This is a genomic window from Stenotrophomonas maltophilia (genome assembly GCF_023518235.1).
GTDB lineage: Bacteria > Pseudomonadota > Gammaproteobacteria > Xanthomonadales > Xanthomonadaceae > Stenotrophomonas.
Window position 1 is genome coordinate 1379041 of sequence record NZ_CP090423.1, and the last position, 22655, is coordinate 1401695.

Annotated in this window: 25 protein-coding genes; 4 read left to right on the forward strand and 21 right to left on the reverse strand. The window is 68.3% G+C overall.

From position 1 onward, the window contains the following. Positions 1 to 7: 7 nt before the first annotated feature. The 12 genes from LZ605_RS06430 to hisS form a co-directional block, all read right to left on the reverse strand. On the reverse strand, positions 8 to 1597 hold the full coding sequence (locus LZ605_RS06430; protein ID WP_249844171.1) for a calcineurin-like phosphoesterase C-terminal domain-containing protein: 1590 nt from the start codon (positions 1595 to 1597) through the stop codon (positions 8 to 10). Positions 1598 to 1695: 98 nt separating this feature from the next. Beyond that, positions 1696 to 2316: a bifunctional phosphoribosyl-AMP cyclohydrolase/phosphoribosyl-ATP diphosphatase HisIE gene (hisIE, locus tag LZ605_RS06435; RefSeq protein ID WP_249844172.1), complete on the reverse strand. Its 621-nt coding sequence runs from the start codon at positions 2314 to 2316 to the stop codon at positions 1696 to 1698. Beyond that, positions 2306 to 3082 carry an imidazole glycerol phosphate synthase subunit HisF gene (gene hisF, locus LZ605_RS06440; RefSeq protein WP_249844173.1) on the reverse strand — a complete coding sequence of 259 codons (777 nt, stop codon included), beginning with the start codon at positions 3080 to 3082 and terminating at the stop codon, positions 2306 to 2308. Before hisF ends, hisIE begins: the two co-directional genes overlap by 11 nt. Beyond that, positions 3076 to 3810, reverse strand: a complete 735-nt coding sequence (gene hisA / locus LZ605_RS06445; RefSeq protein WP_249844174.1) for a 1-(5-phosphoribosyl)-5-[(5-phosphoribosylamino)methylideneamino]imidazole-4-carboxamide isomerase — start codon at positions 3808 to 3810, stop codon at positions 3076 to 3078. Before hisA ends, hisF begins: the two co-directional genes overlap by 7 nt. After that, positions 3807 to 4409 carry an imidazole glycerol phosphate synthase subunit HisH gene (hisH, locus tag LZ605_RS06450; protein ID WP_249844175.1) on the reverse strand — a complete coding sequence of 201 codons (603 nt, stop codon included), beginning with the start codon at positions 4407 to 4409 and terminating at the stop codon, positions 3807 to 3809. Before hisH ends, hisA begins: the two co-directional genes overlap by 4 nt. Continuing rightward, positions 4406 to 5479, reverse strand: coding sequence for a bifunctional histidinol-phosphatase/imidazoleglycerol-phosphate dehydratase HisB (hisB, locus tag LZ605_RS06455; RefSeq protein WP_249844176.1), 1074 nt, complete (start codon positions 5477 to 5479; stop codon positions 4406 to 4408). The genes hisH and hisB overlap by 4 nt, the downstream gene beginning before the upstream one ends. Continuing rightward, positions 5476 to 6570, reverse strand: coding sequence for a histidinol-phosphate transaminase (hisC, locus tag LZ605_RS06460; protein WP_249844177.1), 1095 nt, complete (start codon positions 6568 to 6570; stop codon positions 5476 to 5478). Before hisC ends, hisB begins: the two co-directional genes overlap by 4 nt. Continuing rightward, positions 6567 to 7862, reverse strand: coding sequence for a histidinol dehydrogenase (hisD, locus tag LZ605_RS06465; RefSeq protein WP_249844178.1), 1296 nt, complete (start codon positions 7860 to 7862; stop codon positions 6567 to 6569). Before hisD ends, hisC begins: the two co-directional genes overlap by 4 nt. Next, positions 7859 to 8770, reverse strand: a complete 912-nt coding sequence (gene hisG / locus LZ605_RS06470; protein WP_249844179.1) for an ATP phosphoribosyltransferase — start codon at positions 8768 to 8770, stop codon at positions 7859 to 7861. The genes hisD and hisG overlap by 4 nt, the downstream gene beginning before the upstream one ends. Before the next feature lie 34 nt (positions 8771 to 8804). Beyond that, the gene (locus LZ605_RS06475) at positions 8805 to 9113 is read right to left on the reverse strand and encodes a YerC/YecD family TrpR-related protein (protein ID WP_249844180.1); all 309 of its coding nucleotides are present in this window, start codon (positions 9111 to 9113) and stop codon (positions 8805 to 8807) included. A gap of 199 nt (positions 9114 to 9312) precedes the next feature. Then, complete coding sequence (locus LZ605_RS06480; RefSeq protein ID WP_249844181.1) at positions 9313 to 9609, reverse strand: hypothetical protein; 297 nt, start codon at positions 9607 to 9609, stop codon at positions 9313 to 9315. Continuing rightward, positions 9609 to 11006, reverse strand: a complete 1398-nt coding sequence (hisS, locus tag LZ605_RS06485) for a histidine--tRNA ligase (RefSeq protein ID WP_249844182.1) — start codon at positions 11004 to 11006, stop codon at positions 9609 to 9611. The genes LZ605_RS06480 and hisS overlap by 1 nt, the downstream gene beginning before the upstream one ends. A 137-nt stretch (positions 11007 to 11143) precedes the next feature. On the opposite strand from hisS, the gene LZ605_RS06490 reads away from it, so the two are divergent. Beyond that, entirely contained in the window at positions 11144 to 11896 is a 753-nt protein-coding gene (locus LZ605_RS06490; protein WP_249844183.1) for a Crp/Fnr family transcriptional regulator, read from the forward strand. Between the two features lie 131 nt (positions 11897 to 12027). On the opposite strand, the gene thrC is transcribed toward LZ605_RS06490, so the two are convergent. From thrC to thrA, 3 genes are read right to left on the reverse strand one after another with little or no spacing between them, the layout of a single operon-like run. Further along, entirely contained in the window at positions 12028 to 13314 is a 1287-nt protein-coding gene (gene thrC / locus LZ605_RS06495) for a threonine synthase (RefSeq protein ID WP_249844184.1), read from the reverse strand. A 29-nt stretch (positions 13315 to 13343) separates the two neighbouring features. Continuing rightward, complete coding sequence (locus tag LZ605_RS06500; RefSeq protein WP_249844185.1) at positions 13344 to 14258, reverse strand: homoserine kinase; 915 nt, start codon at positions 14256 to 14258, stop codon at positions 13344 to 13346. Then, the gene (thrA, locus tag LZ605_RS06505) at positions 14255 to 16759 is read right to left on the reverse strand and encodes a bifunctional aspartate kinase/homoserine dehydrogenase I (protein ID WP_249844186.1); all 2505 of its coding nucleotides are present in this window, start codon (positions 16757 to 16759) and stop codon (positions 14255 to 14257) included. The genes LZ605_RS06500 and thrA overlap by 4 nt, the downstream gene beginning before the upstream one ends. Positions 16760 to 16786: 27 nt before the next feature. Between thrA and LZ605_RS06510 the strand changes: the two genes are divergently transcribed. Beyond that, positions 16787 to 17107, forward strand: a complete 321-nt coding sequence (locus LZ605_RS06510; RefSeq protein ID WP_249844187.1) for a hypothetical protein — start codon at positions 16787 to 16789, stop codon at positions 17105 to 17107. A gap of 9 nt (positions 17108 to 17116) precedes the next feature. Here LZ605_RS06510 and LZ605_RS06515 read toward each other — a convergent pair whose 3' ends face one another. Both LZ605_RS06515 and LZ605_RS06520 read right to left on the reverse strand, forming a co-directional pair. Then, the gene (locus LZ605_RS06515) at positions 17117 to 18067 is read right to left on the reverse strand and encodes a DMT family transporter (RefSeq protein ID WP_249844188.1); all 951 of its coding nucleotides are present in this window, start codon (positions 18065 to 18067) and stop codon (positions 17117 to 17119) included. A 127-nt stretch (positions 18068 to 18194) separates the two neighbouring features. After that, entirely contained in the window at positions 18195 to 18890 is a 696-nt protein-coding gene (locus LZ605_RS06520; RefSeq protein ID WP_249844189.1) for a helix-turn-helix transcriptional regulator, read from the reverse strand. Between the two features lie 93 nt (positions 18891 to 18983). On the opposite strand from LZ605_RS06520, the gene LZ605_RS06525 reads away from it, so the two are divergent. Continuing rightward, positions 18984 to 19784, forward strand: a complete 801-nt coding sequence (locus LZ605_RS06525; RefSeq protein ID WP_249844190.1) for a DUF6491 family protein — start codon at positions 18984 to 18986, stop codon at positions 19782 to 19784. Here the strand turns inward: LZ605_RS06525 and LZ605_RS06530 are convergent. The 3 genes from LZ605_RS06530 to LZ605_RS06540 all read right to left on the reverse strand — a co-directional run bounded on the left by LZ605_RS06530 (position 19781) and on the right by LZ605_RS06540 (position 21748). Continuing rightward, entirely contained in the window at positions 19781 to 20833 is a 1053-nt protein-coding gene (locus LZ605_RS06530) for a linear amide C-N hydrolase (protein ID WP_249844191.1), read from the reverse strand. The two genes, LZ605_RS06525 and LZ605_RS06530, sit on opposite strands and share 4 nt — an antisense overlap. Before the next feature lie 67 nt (positions 20834 to 20900). Next, positions 20901 to 21314 carry a DUF6691 family protein gene (locus LZ605_RS06535; RefSeq protein ID WP_249844192.1) on the reverse strand — a complete coding sequence of 138 codons (414 nt, stop codon included), beginning with the start codon at positions 21312 to 21314 and terminating at the stop codon, positions 20901 to 20903. Next, positions 21311 to 21748 (reverse strand): YeeE/YedE family protein, encoded by a 438-nt coding sequence (locus LZ605_RS06540; protein ID WP_249844193.1) that lies wholly within the window; start codon positions 21746 to 21748, stop codon positions 21311 to 21313. The genes LZ605_RS06535 and LZ605_RS06540 overlap by 4 nt, the downstream gene beginning before the upstream one ends. A gap of 86 nt (positions 21749 to 21834) precedes the next feature. Here LZ605_RS06540 and LZ605_RS06545 point away from each other — a divergent pair, with 86 nt between their 5' ends. After that, the gene (locus LZ605_RS06545) at positions 21835 to 22155 is read left to right on the forward strand and encodes an ArsR/SmtB family transcription factor (protein WP_249844194.1); all 321 of its coding nucleotides are present in this window, start codon (positions 21835 to 21837) and stop codon (positions 22153 to 22155) included. Between the two features lie 15 nt (positions 22156 to 22170). On the opposite strand, the gene LZ605_RS06550 is transcribed toward LZ605_RS06545, so the two are convergent. After that, positions 22171 to 22599, reverse strand: coding sequence for a BLUF domain-containing protein (locus tag LZ605_RS06550; protein WP_249844195.1), 429 nt, complete (start codon positions 22597 to 22599; stop codon positions 22171 to 22173). Positions 22600 to 22655: the final 56 nt, after the last annotated feature.

Sequence of the window (22655 nt, forward strand, 5' to 3'; positions counted from 1 at the left end):
GCCGGGCTCAGGGCTGGGCCGTCTGCAGGCTGTAGCTGGTGGTGGCGGTGAACACTGCGCCGTCCGGCTGGGTCGAGCGTACTTCAACCTTGTGGCTGCCTACCGCCAGATCAGTCGGCAGCGCGCCACGCCACAGGTGCGGCGACGCGGTGGCTTCCGGCGAGCGGTCGTAGCCGCGCAGGGTGCTGGCCAGATCATCGGCCACGTTCTCCACCATCAGGCGCGGATCGGGCTGGCTGACCTGCTTCATCGGCTGCCAGGCGCCGCCATCGACGCGGTACTCGACCACGCTGGCGTCCTCGCCCATGTAGACGTTGGCATAGATGCCCCACGCCGGGTAGGCACCCTGGCGCAGCACCTTGGGTGCATGCAGGCCGATCTGTTCGCTGGCCGGCTTGCCCGCCACCCGGTAGTGCAGCGTGTAGCTGCCGTTGCCGGCCACATCCAGCAGCGCGTAGCCCTTGGGTGTGCCATCGCTCATGGTGCTGTCCGGCACCCCAGCGGCATTCTTCACGCCCGACCAGAACGCGCCGCAGTTGGCACCGACGTTGTACTCGTGCAGCGGCTTGTCGCCCTTCCAGCCGTCGGCCTTGCCATGGTAGACGTGCTGCTGGGTGTGGCTGTGGCCGCTGAGCACCAGCACATTGCGGAAGTCCTTGAGCAGATCGAACAGGCGCTGGCGATCGGCGTGGCGGAACGTCTCGCGCCCCGGCGCCGCATCGAACAGCGGGATGTGCATGCCCAGTACCAGCAGGCGGTCCTTGTGCAGGCCCTTCAGGTAGTTGGCGAGGAACGCGAACTGATCTTCGCGCAGGCCACCGACATACTTCGGCTTGGCCTTCGGGTCATACACCACATCATCAAGGAACACGAAGCTGGCACCGCCCTCTTCCACTGCGTAGGTATCCGGGCCATAGATGTTGCGCCAGCTGTCCAGCGAATGCTCGTCGCTGGCCGCATCGAAGTCGAGGTCGTGGTTGCCCGGCACATGGAACCACGGCACGCCCAGGGAGGTGGTGACCGTGTTGATCGCCGGATACAGGGTCAGATCGTCGTTGACGATGTCGCCCAGGGTGGTGCCCATGCGCGCCTTGGTCTGGCCAACCAGCGGTGCCACGATCGACTGCTGGTAGTAGCCGATGTCCTTCAGGCTGGCGGTCTGCGAATCGGTGAACACCAGCATCTGGAAACCGCGGCGGCTGTCATGGCGATCCGGCTGCAGGGCGAAATCCCAGTTGCGGGTGACATCGCTGGTGGCGGCGATGCCACCGTACTTCAGCGCCGGCGAGCCGTTCGGGCGGTAATGGCGCCAGAACGAGGGCAGGCCATCGACCGCCTTCGGGAACGAATACGCATCGGGCTTGATCACGAACACGGTCTGGCCATCGCGCACCGGCAGGCTGTAGCTGCCGTCGGCGGCGGTCTTGACGATGGCCTCGCCGTTGGAGACCTGCACCCCGGCCAGGCCCGGATCGGTCGCGCCCCGCCCCGGCCTGCCGTCGCGCTCCAGATAGACCTTGCCGCTGACCAGGGTATCGGCGGCCCAGGCCGGCGAGGTCAGCAACAGGCAGCACAGCCAGGCGGCAGGCAGTTTCATGGGGGCGGTCCGGGAAAGAAAGACCGCCTATTGTAGAGCCGAGCCATGCTCGGCTGCATCGCAAAGGTGGGTGCGGACCGTTGGTCCGCACGCCTTCCTCAACGATGGCGCCTTTCCAGCATCGCCCGCGCATCATCCAGCGACAACCCGCGCGCGCGCAGCAGCACCAGCAGGTGATACAGCAGGTCCGAGGCCTCGCCCAGCAGCGCGTCGTCATCCTGCGCCACCGCCGCCAGCGCGGTCTCCACGCCCTCCTCGCCCACCTTCTGCGCGATGCGGCGGATGCCGCCTTCGAACAGGCTCGTGGTGTAGCTGCCCGGTGGCCGCTGCGCGTCGCGCATCGCCACCAGCTGGCCCAGCCCGCCGAGGAAGTCCTTCGGCGCGCCATCGAAACAGCTATCGGCGCCGGTGTGGCAGGTCGGCCCCGCCGGGCGCGCCATCACCAGCAGCGTATCGGCGTCGCAGTCGACACTGATCGACTGCACCTCCAGCACGTTTCCGGACTGCTCGCCCTTGGTCCACAACCGCTGCTTGCTACGGCTGAAGAAGGTCATGTGGCCGATCGCCAGGGTCGCCGCCAGCGATTCGGCGCTCACGTAGCCCAGCATCAGCACCTGCAATGTATCGACGTCCTGCACCACCGCCGGCAGCAGGCCTTCGCCCTTGCCCCAGTCCAGTTTCTGCAGTGCGTCCAATGACGGCTTGATTTCAATAGACATCCCGCACCTCGATCTGCTGCTCGCGCAGGTAGCGCTTCAAGTCCGCAATGGCAATCGCGCCGCTGTGGAACACGCTGGCGGCCAGTGCGCCATCGACATCGGCCTGGTCGAACGCTTCAGCAAAGTGGTCCATCGTGCCGGCGCCACCGGAGGCGATCAGCGGCACCAGGCACAGTGCCCGCGCCTGCTGCAGCTGCGCGATATCGTAGCCGCGGCGCACGCCGTCGCTGTCCATGCAGTTCAACACGATCTCGCCGGCGCCACGGCGCTGTGCCTCGACGATCCAGTCCAGGGTGCGCAATGGCACCGCCTGGGTCTTGTCCGGATCGCCACTGAAGCGGCGCACCCGCCATTGCCCGTCGGCCTCGCGCACCGAATCGACACCCACCACCACGCACTGCACGCCGAACTCGTCGGCCAGCTCGGTGATCAGTTCGGGGCGCCCCAACGCCGGTGAATTGATCGAGACCTTGTCGGCACCGGCAAACAACACGCGACGCGCCGTCTCGACACTGTCGATGCCACCGGCCACGCAGAACGGAATGTCGATCAGCCGCGCGATGCGCTCGATCCAGGCCACATCCACCGAACGTGCCTCGGGACTGGCGCCGATGTCATAGAACACCAGCTCGTCGGCGCCCTGGTCGCGGTAGCGCTGTGCCAGTTCGGCGATGTCGCCCATGTCGACGTGATCCCGGAAGCGCACGCCCTTGACCACGCGGCCATCGCGTACATCCAGGCAGGGAATGATGCGGCGGCTCAACATGCCAGCGCCTCGCCCAGGTCCATGCGCTGCTCCAGCAGCGCCTTGCCGAGGACCGCACCGCCGCAGCCCGCCGCGCGCGCCTCGGCGACGTCGGCCACGTCACGGATGCCACCGGAGGCCTGCACCGCCACACCCGGCAGCAGTGCCGACAGGTGCTGGTAGAGGCTGATGTTGGGCCCGGCCAGCATGCCGTCACGGGCGATGTCGGTGCACAACAGATGACGCATCCCGGCGCGCGCGTAGCGCTGGGCCAGATCATCCAGAGTCACCCCGGCGTTCTCGGTCCAGCCGTGCACCGGCAGCTGCCATTGTCCCTGCGCGTCCTGGCGTGCATCGAGTGCAAGGGTGATGCGTTCGGCGCCGAATTCCTCCAGCCAGCCGACGACTTCGTCGGGGCGGCGCACCGCCAGCGAACCGACCACGACGCGGTGTGCGCCGGCATCGAGGATACGCGCCAGATCATCGCGGCCGCGCACGCCGCCACCGGTCTGCACCTGCAGCGGCGTGTTCGCGCGGATCGCCGCCAGCAGCGGCGCCAGCGTATAGCCGCCGGCACGCGCGGCATCCAGGTCGACCAGATGCATCCACTGCGCACCCTGTGCGGCGAACGCCTGCGCGCGCGGCAACGGATCGTCGCCATAGGAGGTTTCCTGCCCGTAGTCGCCCTGCCGCAGCCGTACCACACGGCCATCGCGGATATCCAGTGCGGGGTAGACGATGAAACTCATGCAACGGTGCCCTCGAGAAAATTTCGCAGCATCAGCGAACCGGTGTCGCCGGAACGCTCGGGATGGAACTGCGCGCCGTAGTAGCGGCCCTGCTCCACCACGGCAGTGAACAGGCCACCGTGATCGCAGGCGGCCACGGTGTGGCTGTTCAGGGGGGCCGCATAGCTGTGCACGAAGTAGGCACTGGCGCGCTCCGGCACGCCGCGCAGCAGCAATGACTCGCGCAGCGGCAGCAGCCGGTTCCAGCCCATGTGCGGCACGCGGATGCCGCAGGCCGGCACCAGCTTGCGTACCACGCCGGGAATCAGCCCCAGCGTCTCCACGCCCGCTTCCTCGGAGCGTTCGAACAGCAGCTGCATGCCCAGGCAGATGCCCATCAGCGGCACCTCCAGTCGCTGCAGCGGTTCCACCAGGCCCTGCGCGTGCAGGCGCTGCATACCCGGGCCTGCGGCGCCGACGCCGGGCAGGATCACCCGCCGCGCATCGACCAGGCCATCGGCATCGCGCACCAGCCGAACGCTGGCGCCGAGTCGTTCAAGCGCATAGCGCACCGAGCCCAGATTGGCACCGCCGGCATCGATCAGCGCGACGTCGCTCACAGGGCCCCCTTGGTGGTCGGCAACGCCGTGCCCTGCCGCGCCAACGCCGGCCGCAGCGCGCGCGCCAGCGCCTTGAAGCAGGCCTCCACCTTGTGGTGATCGTTGTCACCGCGCACCTGCAGGTTCAGGTTCAGGCCGCTGGCATCGCACAGCGAACGGAAGAAGTGCGGCACCAGCTCGGTTGGCATGTCGCCCACCCGTTCGCGCTTGAATTCACCTTCGAACACGAAGTACGGCCGACCACTGAAATCCAGCGCAGCGCTGGCCAGGGTTTCATCCATCGGCAGGGTGAAGCCATAGCGACCAATGCCGCGCTTGTCGCCCAGCGCCTCGCGCAGCGCCTGACCCAGCGCCAGGCCGGTATCCTCGATGGTGTGGTGCTCGTCGATGTGCAGGTCACCCTCTGTCTGGATGTCCAGGGCGAAGCCGCCGTGCTTGCCGATCTGCTCCAGCATGTGGTCGAAGAATGGCAGGCCGGTGGAGATGCGCGCATCGCCTGCGCGATCCAGGTCCAGTTCGACGCGGATCTTCGTCTCTTTCGTATTGCGCTGGACCACGGCGGTGCGCGGCGCATCGGCCAGCGCGTGGGCGATGCCCGGCCAGTCCCACTCGCCACCAAACTGCTCGGTGCGCAGCTGGAAACCTCGGATGTTGAGGTTGTCGGCGAACTGCAGGTCGGTGATGCGGTCCCCCACCATGCCCGAACGCGACCAGTCGATGCTGCGGTCCTGCAGGTAGGCGGTCATCAGGCCGATGCCCGGCTTGCGGGTCGGCGCGTTGTCCTGCGGCCAGCTGCAATCGATCAGTACGTCACGGAAAGTGATGCCCTGGCTCTCGAAGATCTGCAGCATCAGCTCGTTGGGGCCATCGAAGCTGGCACGCGGGTAACTGTCGCTGCCCAGGCCATCCTGGTTGGTGACGATCACGAACTGGTAGCCGGCATCACGCAGCTTCAGCAGCGCCGGGATCACCTGCGGGACGAAGCGCAGCTTCTCGTAGGCGTCGATCTGGAAATCGGACGGCTCCTCGATGAGGGTGCCGTCGCGGTCGATGAACAGGATCGGGGTCATGCTGCGGCCCTCCGCGCCGACAGGGCCGCGAGTACGCGGTCATTCTCTTCGGGGCTGCCGATACTGATGCGCAGCGCATCACCCAGCTGCGGTGCGGCGCGCTGGTCGCGCACCACCACGCCTGCATCCAGCAGCGCATCGAACGCGACCTGGGCATCGGCGAAGCGGACCAGCAGGTAGTTGCCGGACGAGCGGTACACGCGACGAACACCGGGCAGGCCCGGCAGCGCCGCGAACAGGCGTTCGCGCTCGGCGATGACCGTGGCCACGCGCTCGGCAGTGCGTGCCAGCGCGGCCGGTTGCAGTGCCTGCACAGCCAGATCGGCGCACGGGGTCGGCACTGGATAGGGTGCCTGGCAGCGGCGCAGCACGGCAATCAGCTCGGGGGCTGCAATCAGGGTTCCGATACGGGCGGCCGCCAGCGCGTGCGCCTTCGACAGCGTGCGCAGTACCGCCAGATTGGCGTGCGCGGCCAGCAGCGTGGTCGCCGAAGCACGCTGCGTGTACTCGACGTAGGCCTCGTCCACCACCACCAGTGCCTGCCCGCGCAACGCGGTGGCCACACGCCCGATCTCGTCCAGGCTGATATCGCTTCCGCCCGGGTTGGACGGTGCGCACAGGAACACCAGCGTGGCATGGCGTGCCTTGGCGGTGTCGATCACCGCATCCAGATCGGCGCGCAGGCCGTCCTCGCTGTCCACCAGCGGCACTTCAATCAATGCGGCCCCCTGCAGGCGTGCGCAGACCGCGTACATGCCGAACACCGGCGGCGTGACCAGCACGCCATCACGACCCGGCACGCACAGCGCGCGTACCAGCAGGTCAATCGCTTCGTCGCTACCGCGACCGATCAGCAGCTGCTGTGGCGTCACGCCGTACAGCGCCGCCAGTCCTTCGCGCAGCGCGAGCGGTTGCGGCTCCGGATAGCGCCGGCTGCTGCCTGCGGCATCAGCGGGATTGGCCCAGGCCGATTCGTTGGCGTTCAACCAGACCTCACCCTGCACCGCCGCACTGCGCGCCGAACTGTAGCCGGCGAAGGCCTGCAGATCGGGGCGTACCAATGCCAGCACATCATCAATGGCAGTGCTCATGCGGCCACCTCCATGCGCAGTGCCACCGCACGCTCGTGCGCATCCAGGCCCTCGGCGCGGGCGATGATGCGCGCGCAGCCGCCGATCGCGGTCAGCCCGGCAGCACTGGCGCTCTGCACGCTGATCAGGTTCTGGAAGCTGGCGACGCTGACACCGCTGTAGGCACGCGCGGCGCCGGCGGTGGGCAGCACGTGGTTGGTGCCGCTGCAATAGTCGCCAAGTGCTTCAGGCGTGTAATCGCCGAGGAACACCGAGCCCGCAGCCTGCACCTGCGGCAACCAGTCGCGCGGCTCGCGCAGCGCCAGGATCAGGTGCTCAGGTGCATAGCGGTTGCTGATGGCGAAGGCTTCACCCAGTGTCTCCACCTGGATCAACCGAGACGCCGACAATGCCTGGCGCGCGATCTGCTGGCGCGGCAGCAGCGCGACCTGGCGCTCTACTTCCGCCTCGACCGCCGCCAGCATCGCGGCATCGTCGGTCAACAGCAGCACCTGCGAATCCGGGCCGTGCTCGGCCTGCGACAGCAGGTCGGCCGCAACGAACGCCGGGTTCGCGCCGGCATCGGCAATCACCAGCACTTCGGAGGGACCAGCCGGCATATCGATGGCGGCGGCGCCGTCCTGTGCGACCTGCTGCTTGGCTTCGGTGACGAAGCTGTTGCCCGGCCCGAACAGCTTGTCGCAGGCGGGAATGCTGTCGGTGCCATAGGCCATCGCGGCAATGGCCTGCGCACCGCCGAGCTTGAACACCCGCTGCACACCAGTCAGCCGCGCGGCCACCAGTACCGCCGGATCGGCCGTGCCATCGGCACGCGGCGGCGTGCACAGCACCACCTGCGGGCAGCCGGCCAGCTGCGCCGGCACGCCCAGCATCAGCGCCGTGGACGGCAGCGGCGCGCTGCCCGCCGGCACGTACAGGCCGACCCGGCCGATCGGCCGCAGCATGCGTTCGCAGACCACACCCGGCGCCGTTTCCACCGCGTAGCCCTGGCCCATGCCGGCCTTGTGGAAGCGCGTGATGCGATCGGCAGCTTCGACCATCGCCTGGCGCAGTTCGGTGGGTACCGCCGCTTCGGCGGCCACGAATTCGGCGTTCGACACTTCGAAAGACGCCAGCGACACGCCATCGAAGCGCGCGGTGATCGCACGCAGCGCGTCGTCGCCCTGCGCGCGCACCTGCGATATCAGCGCCGCCACCGCATCGCGGGTCTGCTGGGCCACGGTCTGCACCGGGCGGGTCAAGGCCTCGGTGCGCGCGGCGTCATCAAGTTGCGACCAGATCAGACGATTCATGCCAGCGACCGCTCCACGCTCAATACCATCAGGCCCTGCGCGCCGGCGCGCTCGAGTTCTTCCATGCGCTGCCAGCTCAACGGGCCGGGGCACATGGTCTGCAGGCGCAGCGCGCCGCCATCGGCCGGCAGCCGCACCAGCGGCTCGGCATCGGTCAGCAGCTGCGCCAACGCATCCACGCGGTCCTCGCTGGCGCGGAACATCAGCAGCTTGCGGTCCTGGCGCTGCACCACACCGTCGAGGCGGCGCAACAGCATCGCGCGCAGCGACGCACGCGCATCGTCCGGCACGCGTACCGCACCGGCCAGCACCGCCTCGCTCTCAAGCAGGTTGTGCACCGGAGTCAACTGGTTGGCGCGCAGCGTGGCGCCGCTGGACACCAGATCGCAGATCAGGTCGGCGGTGCCCAGCCGCGGAGCGATCTCCACCGAACCGGACAGCTCCACCACCTGTGCGTCCACGCCCTGTTCGGCCAGCCACTGCTTGAGGATGGCCGGGTAGCTGGTGGCAATGCGGGTGCCGGCCAGCTGCGCCGGCCCCTGCCACTGCCATTCCTCGGGCACCGCCAGCATCAGCCGGCACTGGCCGAAGCCCAGCCCGCGCAGCGCCTGGTAAGCATCCGGCAGGCCAATCTGGCGACGTGCGGCGGCCTGCTCGTCCAGTTCGTTGCGGCCGACGATGCCGAGGTCGCAGACGCCGTCGGCAATCAGCCCGGGGATATCGTCGTCGCGTACCAGCAACAGATCCACCGGCAGCGACTCGCCATAGCAGAACAGCTTGTCGCGGCTTTCGCGCCAGCTCAGGCCACAGGCGCTGAGCAGGTTGCGGGCGGGCTCGGCCAGCCGGCCACTCTTCTGGATGGCGATACGCAGCCGGTCTCGTGCCGGCGCTGCCTGGGTTGCACTCATGGGGGAGATCTCGAAGTTCGGAACGGGGCGCGGGTCAGCGCGCAGCAAGGCGGTCGATGGCGGCGGCATAGCCTCGATGGCCATGCTCGAGTGTGCGTGCCACCCGTCCGGTGGTGGTCACGCTGACGCCGGTGCGCTCGTGGATCTCGCGGTACGGCACACCCTGCTGCAGCAGCGGCACCACCTTCCAGCGGTCGGCCATGGCTTCCAGCTCGGCCGGCGTGCACAGGTCACGCAGGAATGCCTCGACCTGCTCCGGCTCGCGCAGGGCGGCAAAGGCCTGGGCCAGGGCATGCAGGTCGGCCTTCGGGTCTTTGGCGGCAATCTCGGGGCGGGCTTTCATGGAGTCGTGTTCATGCATCAATGTAATAGCGCGTTAGTACATTAACGCATTCTTGCGCAGTGCGTCAAACCCGGACGACAGGGGGCCGGATCCGTTTTCCTGCGCAAAACGGATCTGACCCCTCGAACGGGGCTCCGGAAACGACAAACGCCCACCAATGGCGGGCGTTTTTTCTTTTAAATCATTAACCTGGATCACCTCAAGGCGTCAGGCAGCGCACCTCGGCCTGCAGCGCAGCGCGGCGCAGGCACTCGCCAAACAGGCTGCCCTGCCGGCTCGGCAGGGACTGGATGTTTTCCAGCGCACCCGCGCCCGCCGGGCACTTCCGCGCGGCCAGGACCCGCAGGTCACCTTCGAGTTGCGCGCGGTCGATCACGTGGCAGCGATCGACCTGCAACCGGTACTGTGTCGGGCCGATCCGCGACGCATGCAGTGCCGGATCGCTCTGGCAGCCCGCCAGCAGGAGCACGAGAAGCACTCCTGCGGCGGTGCGCATCACGCCATCGCCTTCGACTGCTCCAGTTCCACCTGAAGGGTGCTGGCCAGCTCCTCGCGCGACACCTCGAACTGCTGTTCGCGCAGCAGATCCTTCACCGCCACCACGCCACGGGCCAGCTCATCCTCACCGGCCAGCACCACGAAGCGGATACCGGCCTTGGCCGCGTACTGGAACTGCTTGCCGATCTTCTTCGGCTCCATCTGCACTTCGGTGTTGATGCCACCGCTGCGCAGGCGGCGGGCGATGTCCAGCGACTGCGCCATGCCCTGCTCGTCCATCAGCGCCACCAGCGCCTGCACGCTGCTGGCCTCGATGCCGTCGATCAGGCCGGCTTCGCGCAGCTGCCAGAACAGGCGCGACAGGCCGATGGAAATGCCCACGCCCGGCAGCTTCGACTTGCTGTAGTGGCTGGCGAGGTCTTCATAACGACCGCCCGAGCAGATCGAGCCGATCTGCGGGTGGTCGGTCAGCGTGGTCTCGTACACGGTGCCGGTGTAGTAATCCAGGCCGCGCGCGATCGAGAAATTAAGGCAATACGCGCTCTCCGGCACACCCAGCGCCTGCACCAGCTGCAGCACTTCCCGCAGCTCGGCCACCCCGGTACGCAACGTCTCCGACGATGCCGCACCCGCTTCAAGTGCGGCCAGCTGGGCCAGTGCATCGTCGTGCCCCTGCGAACGCACGGCGACGAAGGCCAGGATCTTCTCGACCTGTGCGGCCGGGATCTCGAAGCCCTCGCCCACCAGCGTCTCGCGCACGTAATCGGCGCCACGCTTGTCCAGCTTGTCCACCTCACGCAGCACCGCCAGCTGGCGCTCGCCTTCGGCCACGCCCAGGCTTTCGAAGAAGCCTCGCATCAGCTTGCGGTTGTTCAACTGGATGCTGAAGTCACCGATGCGCAGTTCCGAGAACACCGCATGGATCACCGCCAGCACTTCGGCGTCATAGCGCACGCTCAGGCTGTCCTTGCCGATCACATCGATGTCGCACTGGTAGAACTCGCGGAAGCGCCCGCGCTGGGCACGCTCACCGCGGTACACGCGCTGCATCTGGTAGCGGCGGAACGGGAAGGTCAGCTCGTGCTCGTGCTCGGCCACGTAGCGGGCCAGCGGCACGGTCAGGTCGAAGCGCAGTGCCATTTCCGGCAGCGAGCGGTCACCGGACTCGGCGGCGTTGGCAAGCGCACCGGTGGACTGCACGAAATACACCTGGCGCTCGGTCTCACCGCCGGACTTGGTCAGCAACACGTCGGACAGCTCGAACACCGGCGTCTCCACCGGCAGGAACCCGAAGCGCTCGTAGTTGCGACGGATCACGTCCAGCATGCGCTGGAACGCAATCTGCTCGCGCGGCAGCAGTTCAAGGGTGCCGGGCGGGGTACGGGGCTTGATCACGGGCGGAACTCCTGCTGGAACGGGACGTGGGAGGGGGCGACATTCTAGCGCCCCGCAGCGCTCAGCCGCCGATAGGGGGCCGCAAGGCCGCATGAAGTATCATAAAGGCCTCCCCGCCCGTGATACGCCCCCGCAACATGTCCCGGCCTTCCGGCGCTCCGCCCGCCACCCCCGATCCCGCCTCGCCGTCCTGCAGCACGCTGGACTGCCTGCATTGCTCGGTCCGCCACCTTGCGGTGTGCTCGGCGCTGTCGCCCGATGAAGTGCAGGCGCTGGAACAGGTCACCCATTCGCAGCAGATCACCCTGGGCAGTACGCTGGCCCGCACCGGCGAAGAACGCCAGCATGTCTATACATTGACCGCCGGGGCGCTGCGCCTGGTGCGCACTCTGGCCGATGGCCGCCGCCAGATCAGTGGATTCGTGTTGCCGGGCGATTATCTGGGCCTGAGTGGCAGCGACCACCATCGCTACGATATCGAAGCCATCGCCGACAGCCGCGTGTGCCGCGTCGCGCTGCCGCAGATGAAAGCGCTGCGCAGCCGCTTCCCGCACCTGGAGCGCAAGCTGCTGCAACGTGCCTGCCAGGAACTGGATGCGGCGCAGGACGCCGCGCTGGCGCTGGCCCGGCTGCAGCCGGCGGAGAAGGTGGCCGATTTCCTGCTGCGCCTGGCCGCACGCGAAGCCCGGCTTGGCGGCAACGGCCTGCGGGTGTCGCTGCCGATGGGGCGTGGTGACATCGCCGACCATCTGGGCCTGACCATGGAAACGGTCAGCCGTACGTTCACCAAGCTGCGCCAGCAGGGGCTGATCGCCCTGCCCCACCTGAACGTGGTGGAGATCCTCGACGAGGATGGATTGCGCGGGCTGGCCGGTGAAGGGTTGATCTGAGGGTTATGTAGTTCATGGGGTTGCCGGCCAGCGGCCGGCACTACCGGTCGGCACCCCTCCGGTCGTGCCCAACCCGCGTTGCATCCTTCCGGTAGTGCCGGCCGCTGGCCGGCAACCCCGGACATCCTCGATCAACGCAACAACACCCCACGCAGCGCCGCGTAGTCTGCCGCCAACGGTTCAGCATGCGCCGGCCGCTGCAGCAGCGCCTCCAGCGCCGGCGGCACCGCCACCGTTTCGCCGATCAACGGCTCCACCACCGCCTCGAACTTGGCCGGATGCGCGGTAGCCACCACCGCCCAGTCGCCCTTGGCGCCACGCGCACGCAGGTCCTGCAGTACCTTCACCGCCGTCGCCGTGTGCGGGCAGAACAGCTCGCCGCGGCTGGCATGCGCACTGGCAATCGTGGCACGGATGGTCACATCATCCACCGCGAATGCACGGAACGCCGCGCGCAATTCGGCATCATCGCCGTGGTAGAGCCAGCGCAGCCGCTCGAAGTTGCTCGGCGCGCCCACGTCCATCGCATTGGCCACGGTCGCCACGCTGGCCTGCGGCTGGTAGTCGCCGCCATTGAAGTACGCCGGCAGTACGGCATTGGCGTTGGTCGCCAGCACGATCTGGCCGATCGGCACGCCCAGCGCGCGCGCCAGCACCGCGGCCATCGCATTGCCGAGGTTGCCGGTCGGTACCACCAGGTTGAGCCGACGCCGGGTCTGAGCATGATGGGTCAGTGCCGCATGCGCATAGTAGCTCATCTGCGGCAGCAGGCGCCCCAGGCTGATGCTGTTGGCCGAACTCAACGGCACCTGGGCCTGTAGTTCGCGGTCGGCCAGCGCCTGCTTGACCATTGCCTGGCAGTCGTCGAACGCACCGGCCACGCGCAGGGCCACGATGTTGTCGCCGAAGCAGCCAAGCTGATGCGCCTGCCGGGGCGACACGCGGCCATCCGGATACAGCACCACCACGCGCACACCAGGCTGGCGATGGAACGCCGCCGCCACCGCGGCACCGGTATCGCCGGAGGTGGCGACGACAATCGTCAGGTCGCGATCCTGGCCGGCCTGCAGCCGCGACAGCGTGCCGGCCAGGAAGCGCGCACCGATGTCCTTGAACGCGGCGGTCGGCCCATGGAACAGCTCCAGCACATGATCGCCGTCGCCAAGCGGACGCAGCGGCACCGGGAAGTCGAAGGCCTCATGGCAGATCGACGGCAACGCGGACGCCAGCGCATCGCCGGCAAAGAACGGCACCAGCAGATCAGCTGCGGTCTCGGCCAGTGTCGCGCCGGCGTGCAGTTCACGCGCAGCCTGCAGCGTCCCGGGCACATACAGGCCGCCATCGGGCGCCAATCCAGCAGCGATGGCCGCGCTGAGGCCGACGGCCGGCGATTGGCCACGGGTCGAAACAAAGTGCATGGGTTCGGTATCCAGTAAAGGGGAAGGATTCAGCACAGCCGGGCTCCCGGCGCGTCCAGCGGCGACACCCAGGCGTCACTGTCGAAGCCGGCGGCAGCAAAGGCCGCCTGCACCGGCGCGGCGGCGGCGTGGGCCTGCCCGGCATCTTCAAACCAGGCGAATACGCTGGGACCGGCACCGGAGATGCCCGCACCCATCGCCTGCGCCGCCAGCGCTGCGTCGCGCGCCGCGTCAAAGCCCGCGATCAGGCCAGCCCGCCGCGGCTCGACCAGCACATCGCGCAGCCCGGACCGCACCAGTCCGGCATCGCTGCGGTGGCAGCCACTGAGCACCAGCGCCAGATTCGCGCTCTGCGCCACGAACTCGCCCAAGGCATAACTGCCCTGCAACGCCTGTCGTGCGCGTCGCGTTTCCAGCACCGCGTGCGGATGTACCAGCAGGCTGTGCCACTGCGCCGGCACCGGAATCGGCAGCAGCCGATCGGCCGTGCACAACGCCAGCCCGCCCAGCAGCAGCGGGCCCACGTTATCGCCGTGGCGGCCGCCACTGGCCACCGCCTCGCCCTCCAGCGCGAATGGATACAACGCCTCACGCGACAGCGGCAGCTCCAACAGCGCGTTGGCGGCGACCAGTGCCGCCACGCAGGAGGCTGCCGAACCACCCATGCCCGAGCCGAATGGAATGCCCTTGTCGATCTCGATGGCGAAGCCGAATGCCAGCCCCAGCCGCTCGCGCAGCGATATCAACGCGGCGCCGGCGGTATTGCCGGCCGCCTCCAGCGGCAACTCGACCGCGCTGCCGCGGATGGCATCGATGCGCACCACCGGTTCATCGATGCGACGCACGCTCACGGTATCGCCGATGCCCGCAATCGCGTGGCCAAGAATGTCAAAGCCGACCGCAACGTTGGCCACCGAAGCAGGCGCGAACGCACGTGCGATCACAGGCGTGCTCCTTCACCGGCGGCCACCCGCAGCAGGTCGGCGAACACACCGGCGGCGGTCACTTCCGGTCCGGCACCGGGGCCCTGCACCACCAGCGGGTTGTCGCAGTAGCGACGGGTACGGAACTGCACCACGTTGTCGGTCAGCCGCAGGTTGGCGAAGGCGTGGTCGGCCGGCAGCTCCTGCAGGCCGACCGAAGCGCCATCGGCACCGAGCCGCGCCACGTAGCGCAGTACCGCACCGCGCTTGCGCGACTCCTGCAGCCGCTGCAGCAGGCTGGCATCGGACTCGCCCAGGCGCGCCATGAAGTCGTCCACGCTGCCCTCGCGCAGCAGCGCTGGCACCAGGCTTTCGACCTGTACCTGTTCCAGGCTCAGCGCGTGCCCAGCCTCGCGCGCCAGGATCACCAGCTTGCGCGCCACGTCCACACCGGACAGATCATCGCGCGGGTCCGGTTCGGTGTAGCCCATCGAGCGCGCCTGCGCCACCAGCGCCGAGAACGGCTGGCTGCCATCGAAGCGGTTGAACAGCCAGGCCAGCGTGCCGGAGAAAATGCCGTCGATGGCCAGCACCTCGTCACCGGTATCGACCAGATCGCGCAGCGTAGTGATCACCGGCAGGCCCGCACCTACCGTGGCTTCGTAGCGGAAGCGCGCCCCGCTGGCGGCGGCGGCCGCACGGATGCGCTGGTAGCGCGGCAACGGGCCGGCCCCAGCCTGCTTGTTCGGCGTGACCACATGGATGCCAGCTGCCAGCCAGCCCTCGTAGCGTTCGGCCACCTCGGCACTGCCACTGCAGTCGATCACCACCGCATGCGGCAGGTGTGCGCCCAGCAGATGCTCGGTGAAACGATCCAGGTCACTGGCCTCACCGGCCTGCTGCAACGCCTGCCGCCAGTCGGCGTGCAGGCCGTCGTCTTCCAGGCGCATGCGCGAACGCGAGGCCAGCGCGCGCAGGCGCAGGTCGACGTTGGCCTTGGCCAGCAGCTGCGGCCGCGCCACCAGCAACTGGTCCAGCAGCGCGGCGCCCACATTGCCCGGCCCGATCACACCCACCGCGAAGGTCTGCGGCGACAGCCAGAACCCGGCATGTGCAGCGCGCAGCGCGCGGGTGGCATCGGCGCTGTCCACCGCCACCGAAATGTTGCGCTCGGACGAGCCCTGGGCGATGGCCAGGATGTTCACCTGCGCACGGCCCAGCGCCTCGAACAGGCGCGCCGCCACACCCGGCTGGCCGGCCATGCCGTCGCCGACCGCCGCCAGCACACTCACTCCCTCGCTGACCTGCACGCGCTGCACCTGGCCGACCGACAGTTCATGCGCGAACGCGTGCAGCAGTGCTTCGCGACCGCGCGCGGCTTCGGCGGCGCGTACCACGCAGCAGATCGAATGTTCCGACGAGCCCTGCGAGATCATCACCACCGACACCTGTGCCTGGCGCAGCGCAGCGAACACTCGCTCGGCCGTACCGGGCACGCCGATCAGGCCGGTGCCTTCCAGATTCAGCAGGGCCAGCCCAGGGCTCAGGGTCAACCCTTTCACCGGCCCGCGCGGCGAGCGCTCGGCGCTGATGCGCGTACCCGGATGTGCCGGCTGGAAGGTATTGCGGATGAAGATCGGCAGGCCGAGGCGGATCGCCGGCGACATCGTCTGCGGGTGCACTACCTTGGCGCCGAAATAGGCCAGCTCGCAGGCTTCGTCGTAGCTCAGCGACTCCAGCTGCACCGCCTCGGGCACCAGCCGTGGGTCGGCCGACAGCACGCCATCGACATCGGTCCAGATGTGCAGCTCATCCGCATTGAACAGCGCGGCGAAGATCGCACCGGAGTAATCGCTGCCATTGCGGCCGAGCGTAGTGATGCGGTCGTGGCGGTCACGGGCGACGAAGCCGGTGGCGACCAGCCGCGACTGCTGATGCTGCAGGCGCCATTTGGCCAGGCGGTCCGCACTGGCTTCCCAGTCGACGTCCACGCCCAGCTCACCATGCCCCACCACCAGCACGTCGCGCGCATCGAGCACCGCGCAGTCTTCGCCCAGCGCGCGCAGATGGGTACCCAACAACTGTGCGGAGAACACTTCGCCCAGGCCCTGCACGCGGTCGAGCACCTCGCGCGGCAGCTCGCCGATCACCGCCAGCGCCGCCAGCACCTCTGCCAGTTGATCGAAGCGCGCATCGATCCACTCCACGGTGTCGCCCACCTGCTCGCCGAGCAGGGCCACGGCAGCGCCGCGATGACGGGCGCGCAGCGCATGCCAGGCCTCGCGCCAGCCTGCATCGCCCTTGGCCGCCAGCTGCGCCAGCTCGATCAGTGCGTCGGTGACGCCCTTCATCGCCGAGACAACGGTGACCTGCAGGGTTTCGGGGCGGGCCAGCAGCAGGCCGGCGACATGGCGGTAGCGCTCGGCATCGGCCACGGAGGTGCCACCGAACTTGTGCACGACAGTGGTCGGCGCAGCCAGATCGGCCGGGGCTACGGGATGGGCGGGGGCGTGGAGAGACATGCAGACCTCGGCAGGAGGCCCCGTCGCATGCAGGTGTCGAGTTTCCCCGCCACCTGGATGGTGCGGGGCCGTGGTTTTCGGGAGTTACACGAAGACGACGGGCCGCACCAGGGCAGTGGTGACGGTGGTGGTGGTAATGGTGGTAATGGCGACCGGCGCAGTCGAACGGCCCGCGGTGGCGGGAGCGATCAGGCTGGCGTGGGCGGCATCAAGGACCATGGCGTACAGAAAACACTGCGCGCCGGGCGGCTGTCAAGTGCTGCGATGCAAAAATCGACTGCCGTGATCATCGCTCAACGTGCCGGCATTTGGTTGCATCTGAGACAAAGCGAGCATCAGCGCGCTTGACGCCTGCAACTAGCCTGCATGTTCGGCGATCGCCCGCGGCGCACGATGGGCATGCGCGCACAGCATCACCCCGGCGACCAGGAACACGATGGCCAAAGCTTCCAGCAGGGTTGGCCAGCGCTGCTGCCAGACAAACGCGTACAACAGCGCGAACAGGGTTTCGAACACGATCATCTGCCCGGTGAGGGTCAGTGGCAGCAGCCGGCTGGCGCGGTTCCAGAACGCGTTGCCGAGGATCGAGGCCACCACGGCCACGCCGGCGCTGATCGCCCAGAAGCCGCTCCACTGTGCCGGGGTATGGCTGCCGGTGTGGCCGATGAACGCCATCGGCACCAGCAGCAGGGCCAGCCCGCCGGTGGTGACGCCGGTCAGCAGTGACCAGTCGTGGCTGGACAGGTCCGGGCGTCGGGCCAGCCAGCGGCTGTTGCCGATCGAATACAGCGCCCAGGAGAACAACGCGCCGAACGCGCACAGCAGGCCGATCAGGCGCTGCCGCCACGGTGTTGCCAGATGCTCGGACATCAATGCTTCCCAGCCGACCAGCGCCACACCCGCCACGCACAGGCCCAACGCAGGCATCAGCTGTTTCAGCGGCACCGCGCCCTGCTCGCGCACACCGACCACGGTCACCACCACCGGAATCAAGCCGACGATCAGCGATGCGGCCGCACCACCGGCCCACTGCACAGCGGTGGCCAGCAGCAGGAAATACACCAGGTTGCCGGCCAGGCTCAGCCACAGCAGGCCGAACCACTCGGCGCGCCCCAGCTGCGGCGCCAACCGCTTCCAGCGCGGCAACAGCAGCAGCACCGCAATCAGCCCATAGACCAGATAGCGGCCAGCAGACAACTGCAGGGCATTGAATGACTGCAGCACGGCGGGCGCGAGGAAGACCACGCCCCACAGCGCGCCGGCGGCAACGCCATTGGCGATGCCCAGGGCCATCGGGTTGTTGCGCATTGGAATTGTCAGGGGGAGAGCACAGGCCGCGCAGTGTAAGCGGCGGCGCGGCGAGCGCGCTTGACCCAGGCTACTGCCCGTCGCTGTCGCTGATCTGTAGAGCCGAGCCCATGCTCGGCTCTACAGATCAGATGGCGCCCCGGCGCCAGGCGGCGGGCGTTTGCCCATATTCGCGGCGCAGTGCCCGGGTCAGTGCACTCTGCTCCGAATAACCTGCGGCCAGGGCGATATCGCTGATCGGCGCAGCGCTGGTGCGCAGCTGGTGCTTGGCCCAACGCAGCCGGCAGGCACTGAGCCAGGCCTGCGGACTGAGCCCGAACTCACGCTGGAACAGCGCATGCAGGCGGCTTTCGCTGACGCCTACGACAACCGCCATGCGCGCCACTGGCCACGCCCTTCCGGGATCGGCCTGCACCTGCGCGCACAGGCTCTGCAGCCGTGCACCGCTGCCGGCAGGCGCGAACATCTGCAGCAGCTGCGGCAACAGCGCCGGCAATGGCTGATCCTCGCGCACCTGTGCCAGCCGCTGGCGCACTGACAATGGCAGGTACAGCCAACGCTGGCGGCGCAGGTGCTCCTGGGTATCGTCATCCAGCACGCCAGGAGGGCAATCCACGATCACGAAGCCATTGGGACCATCGGCCATCTGGTCGTGTGCCTCGCCAGCGGCAACGAAGGCTCCCTGCAGCAGATCCAACCGGCCACCCTGGCCTTCCATCTCGAACTGAAGCTCACCCTGCAGCGGCAGCACCCACTGCGCATAGTCATGGCGGTCCAGGCCGGTGGCCTGTCCATAGTGCCGAAGGTGGAAGATCGCGCCCATGTGACGAGTGTGCGCGCGCCGACATCTGCCTGCAACGCGGGCGCGGAGGGGCCATGCTATGGTGCAGCCGGCTCCGACCGCAGGGATGGCAGGATGAACACCACGATCCGCACGCTTCCGCTGGTGCTTGCTGGCCTGCTGCCGATGGCCGCCGCTGGCCAGTTGCCGACCGAGCGCGTTGCTCCTGCACCACACTGCCTGGACGCACGTGACGTACAGCAGGTCGAGCAGGAGACCGCAACGGCCATTGCCGTTCGCAATGGCCAGGGCCAGGCGTATCGCATCGATTTCAGCGCCGCCTGTCCCGGCATCAATGATGCCGGCACGCTGCGGCTGGAGGCACCGTCGGGCTGGGCCTGTGGACGCCCCAGCGAGCAGGTGGTGGTCGATGGACGCCGCTGCGCCGTGGCCGGCGTCACTCCGATCGACAACCGTGAATTCGCCAGTACGGCGCGGGCCAGTGGACGGCAATATGCCGCCACGCTCCCCAGTGTCACGGTAACCGCCAAGGGCGAGGCGCGGCAGCCGCGCAGCCGCACCCGCCAGACCTTCCAGGCGTCGCCGGCGTTCTGCTTCGCCAGCCGCCATGTACGCAGCTGGAGCGAGGATGCACAGGGCGTGGTGGTCGAAACCAACCCACGCCGCAGCGGCGGGCACCGTTTCTACCGGGTCGAACTGGCCGGCAGCTGCCCGATCCTGGCCGGCGCCACCTCGGTGTATTTCCAGTCCGGCTTCCAGAATGGCCTGATCTGCGGCAATCCCGGCGACCGCATGGTGGAGACGCCGTCGGACATTCCAGGTGACCTGCGCTCGTTCACCCCACGCTTCATGCGACCGGCCTGCCCGGTGCTGGCGGTGTGTCCGAAGGACGTCCCCGACCAGGCCTCGCGCTAGCCGTCGACCCCCAGGAAAGTAAACGGTGCGCTGGGCACGAACTGGCCCAGTGCATCACCTGCGAAGGTATTGCGCTGGTCCGGGCCGAGGTCGAGCTTGAGCACCTTGCCAGCAAAATCGACCTTGTTCAGATCGACCCAGAACGTGTTCGGGGTCAACGCCGATTCGAAAAAGTACAGCCGGCGCTTGTGGTCAGCCACGGTGCGCCAGCGCGTGGACGAGATGTTCGGCTCGCCAGGCGTGGTGATGCCATAGGGCACCGACGTATTGCGGATGACGCTGAACACACTGGCCAGCGCCACCACTGGATCTTCGGCCTTGGGGATGGCATTGATGTAGAAGGACGCCCGCGCGAAGCGGTCGGCCGAGCGGTTGGTGCCCGGCAGCATCACCGTGCCACCGATCTGCTGCCAGTAAGTGTTGAGCGCCAGCTGCTGCTCGAAGATCGGCGAGTTGGTCATCACCTGGTAGCGCCGGTCATGATGGATCACCTGGCGACCGCCGATGTACTCGACGATGGCGCTGTCACCGCTGGCATCGGACAGAGACAGGTGCAGCGTCGCCTGGCGATCCTCGCCCGGCACCTTGTCGGTGATGATCGAGTACGGCTCGCGCCGCAACGCCGCCACCGCTTCGTCCACCGTGGCGAAGTTGTCCAGCACGTACTGGGCCCACAGTGAGATGGCCAGGCCGGGCTTGTTGCCACGCTGCTGCGGGTACTCCGACTCGACCAGCCACAGCAGGTTGGCAACCAGACCCTTCTCGTTCATGCCGTCGGTGGTCGACACGTCGTAGCCGGTGGCCACCACGCTGCCGTAGCGCGCCGTCCACGCCAGCGATTTCGGCCCGGCCTGGCCGGTGCGTGCCATGCCACGCGGCAGCACGTAGAGATTGGTCGCCACATCGACCTTCCAGTCCATCGACCGCGCGGTGATCACATCGCCGTTGTCACCCAGGTACACCGCACGCGTGCAGGCCAGTGCGGGGGCGCCGGCCGCCACCAGTGCCACTGCCAGCATCGCCTTCTGCTTCCACGTCATCCGTGCCATGTCGCTGCGCTCCGTTCCCCGTGATCAGCGGATCTCACCGCACGTGCGGTGACACAATGGTGAAAGCTCAGCGCGTGACCCGCGCGTGCAGCCAGAAGCCTGCCAGCATGGCGGGCACGAACCACAGCGCTTCACGCGACCCCACAGCCAGCCCGGCAAGGGCCGGTCCCGGGCAGTAGCCCGCCCAGCCCCAGCCGATGCCGAACAGGGCCGCGCCCAGCAGCAGACGCGCATCGACGCCGGTCAGCGCGGGCCGCTGGAAACCCGTGGCGAACAGCGGCTGCGTGCGCCGCAGCACCCAGCGCTGGCCCAGCGCGCTGACCAGCACGGCCGCGCCCAGCACCCAGGCCAGGGTCGGATCGAAGTCGCCGGCCACGTCGAGGAAGCCGAGCACCCGGCGCGGGTCGGTCATGCCGGCCAGTGCCAGCCCCGCGCCGAACAGCGCGCCGGACAGGCCTGCGGCCCAGATCGCGCGGCTCATGCGATGGCTCCGCCGTGACGGATCACGAAGGTGGTCAGCATCGCGCAGCCCATGAACACCAGCACCGCGGCCAATGACCGGCGCGAACCACGCGCCATGCCGCACACGCCGTGTCCACTGGTGCAGCCATTGCCCAGCCGGGTTCCGAAGCCGACCAGAAGGCCCGCGCCGACCAGCTGCCAGGCTGGCAGCGCATCGCGGATCAGCGCGCGCGCCGGCTGCCCGGGCGCCGCTTGCCACCACAGCACTGCGCCCGCTGCCAGCAGCAGACCGAGCAGGAAGGCCCAGCGCCAACCGCGCTCGCCCTGCGCGGGGCGCAGCGTGCCGGCCGCGATCCCGCTGATGCCGGCCACGCGGCCGGTGGTCGCCAGCAACAGCACCGCAGCCAGCCCGATCAGCCCGCCACCGGCCAGTGCCGCCCATGGCACGTTCATGCCCTGCCCTCGCATGTTGCGCGCATTCGATTGCCACGTAATTTAGATTTCGCTAAATTAGCGCCATCCAAACCACAAGGTCAACCATGGCCCGCGCCCCGCTCGACGCCACCGCGATGGCCGAACATGCCGCGCATGCGGCCGCCCTGCTCAAGAGCCTGGCCCACCCGGCGCGTCTGCAGGTGCTGTGCCGGCTGGTGGAAGGCGAAGCGCCGGTACCGGAACTGCAGGCGTTGACCGGGCTGAGCGCATCGGCGCTGTCGCAGCATCTGGCGGTGCTGCGCGCACTGGACATCGTGGCGACGCGGCGCCAGGCACAATCGATCCACTACCGGATGATCGAAGGCCCGGCACTGGGCGTACTGCAGGCATTGCACGCCGCCTACTGCGGCGGCCCGGCACGCTGAACCGAGGGGGGGCACTCAAACGGCGTGCAGCACCGGCTGCACGACGGTGTCGAGCAGGTCCACCGGCGTGGGCGCGGAACGGTCGCCCTGCAGGGCGCGGGTAAACCCGGACCAGTCGCCGGATGAGAGCTGGCGCAGCAGCATCGCGTCCACCGCCAGTGCACGCATCGCCCAGTAGGGAAACTGGCGCTGGCCCAGACGCCCGCGCGCCAGCTCCACGATGTCGACATGGCTGCCCGCCTGCAGGATGCGTTCGTACACCGAATCGATGCCATCCGGCGGCCCTTCGATGTACTGCAGGAAGCGACCGCCGTCATGCAGCAGTACGCCTGTCACCCCGGCCAGCTTGTTGAAGCGCGCGGCGTCTTCGACCAATGCATCCAGCCTTTCGGGTGACAGGTCCGGTGACGCCTGGCTGACGTAGGCAATGGCGCGCAGAGGCATGGCGCTTCCCTGGCAGGAGGTGAAGCCACGGTAACAGTTGCGGACGAGCCCGTCTC

What these genes read in the sequence shown, in the direction of transcription:
- hisF (WP_249844173.1), bottom strand. Translation starts at nt 3,082, where the DNA reads ATGTTGAGCCGCCGCATCATTCCCTGCCTGGATGTACGCGATGGCCGC.
- LZ605_RS06550 (WP_249844195.1), bottom strand. Translation starts at nt 22,599, where the DNA reads ATGCCTCTGCGCGCCATTGCCTACGTCAGCCAGGCGTCACCGGACCTG.
- hisC (WP_249844177.1), bottom strand. Translation starts at nt 6,570, where the DNA reads ATGAGCACTGCCATTGATGATGTGCTGGCATTGGTACGCCCCGATCTG.
- LZ605_RS06515 (WP_249844188.1), bottom strand. Translation starts at nt 18,067, where the DNA reads ATGCGCAACAACCCGATGGCCCTGGGCATCGCCAATGGCGTTGCCGCC.
- thrC (WP_249844184.1), bottom strand. Translation starts at nt 13,314, where the DNA reads ATGCACTTTGTTTCGACCCGTGGCCAATCGCCGGCCGTCGGCCTCAGC.
- hisB (WP_249844176.1), bottom strand. Translation starts at nt 5,479, where the DNA reads ATGACCCCGATCCTGTTCATCGACCGCGACGGCACCCTCATCGAGGAG.
- LZ605_RS06535 (WP_249844192.1), bottom strand. Translation starts at nt 21,314, where the DNA reads ATGAGCCGCGCGATCTGGGCCGCAGGCCTGTCCGGCGCGCTGTTCGGC.
- hisG (WP_249844179.1), bottom strand. Translation starts at nt 8,770, where the DNA reads ATGAGTGCAACCCAGGCAGCGCCGGCACGAGACCGGCTGCGTATCGCC.
- hisD (WP_249844178.1), bottom strand. Translation starts at nt 7,862, where the DNA reads ATGAATCGTCTGATCTGGTCGCAACTTGATGACGCCGCGCGCACCGAG.
- LZ605_RS06525 (WP_249844190.1), top strand. Translation starts at nt 18,984, where the DNA reads ATGAACACCACGATCCGCACGCTTCCGCTGGTGCTTGCTGGCCTGCTG.
- hisIE (WP_249844172.1), bottom strand. Translation starts at nt 2,316, where the DNA reads ATGTCTATTGAAATCAAGCCGTCATTGGACGCACTGCAGAAACTGGAC.
- hisA (WP_249844174.1), bottom strand. Translation starts at nt 3,810, where the DNA reads ATGAGTTTCATCGTCTACCCCGCACTGGATATCCGCGATGGCCGTGTG.
- LZ605_RS06490 (WP_249844183.1), top strand. Translation starts at nt 11,144, where the DNA reads ATGTCCCGGCCTTCCGGCGCTCCGCCCGCCACCCCCGATCCCGCCTCG.
- LZ605_RS06530 (WP_249844191.1), bottom strand. Translation starts at nt 20,833, where the DNA reads ATGGCACGGATGACGTGGAAGCAGAAGGCGATGCTGGCAGTGGCACTG.
- LZ605_RS06545 (WP_249844194.1), top strand. Translation starts at nt 21,835, where the DNA reads ATGGCCCGCGCCCCGCTCGACGCCACCGCGATGGCCGAACATGCCGCG.
- thrA (WP_249844186.1), bottom strand. Translation starts at nt 16,759, where the DNA reads ATGTCTCTCCACGCCCCCGCCCATCCCGTAGCCCCGGCCGATCTGGCT.
- LZ605_RS06480 (WP_249844181.1), bottom strand. Translation starts at nt 9,609, where the DNA reads ATGCGCACCGCCGCAGGAGTGCTTCTCGTGCTCCTGCTGGCGGGCTGC.
- LZ605_RS06430 (WP_249844171.1), bottom strand. Translation starts at nt 1,597, where the DNA reads ATGAAACTGCCTGCCGCCTGGCTGTGCTGCCTGTTGCTGACCTCGCCG.
- LZ605_RS06475 (WP_249844180.1), bottom strand. Translation starts at nt 9,113, where the DNA reads ATGAAAGCCCGCCCCGAGATTGCCGCCAAAGACCCGAAGGCCGACCTG.
- LZ605_RS06540 (WP_249844193.1), bottom strand. Translation starts at nt 21,748, where the DNA reads ATGAACGTGCCATGGGCGGCACTGGCCGGTGGCGGGCTGATCGGGCTG.
- LZ605_RS06510 (WP_249844187.1), top strand. Translation starts at nt 16,787, where the DNA reads ATGCAGGTGTCGAGTTTCCCCGCCACCTGGATGGTGCGGGGCCGTGGT.
- LZ605_RS06520 (WP_249844189.1), bottom strand. Translation starts at nt 18,890, where the DNA reads ATGGGCGCGATCTTCCACCTTCGGCACTATGGACAGGCCACCGGCCTG.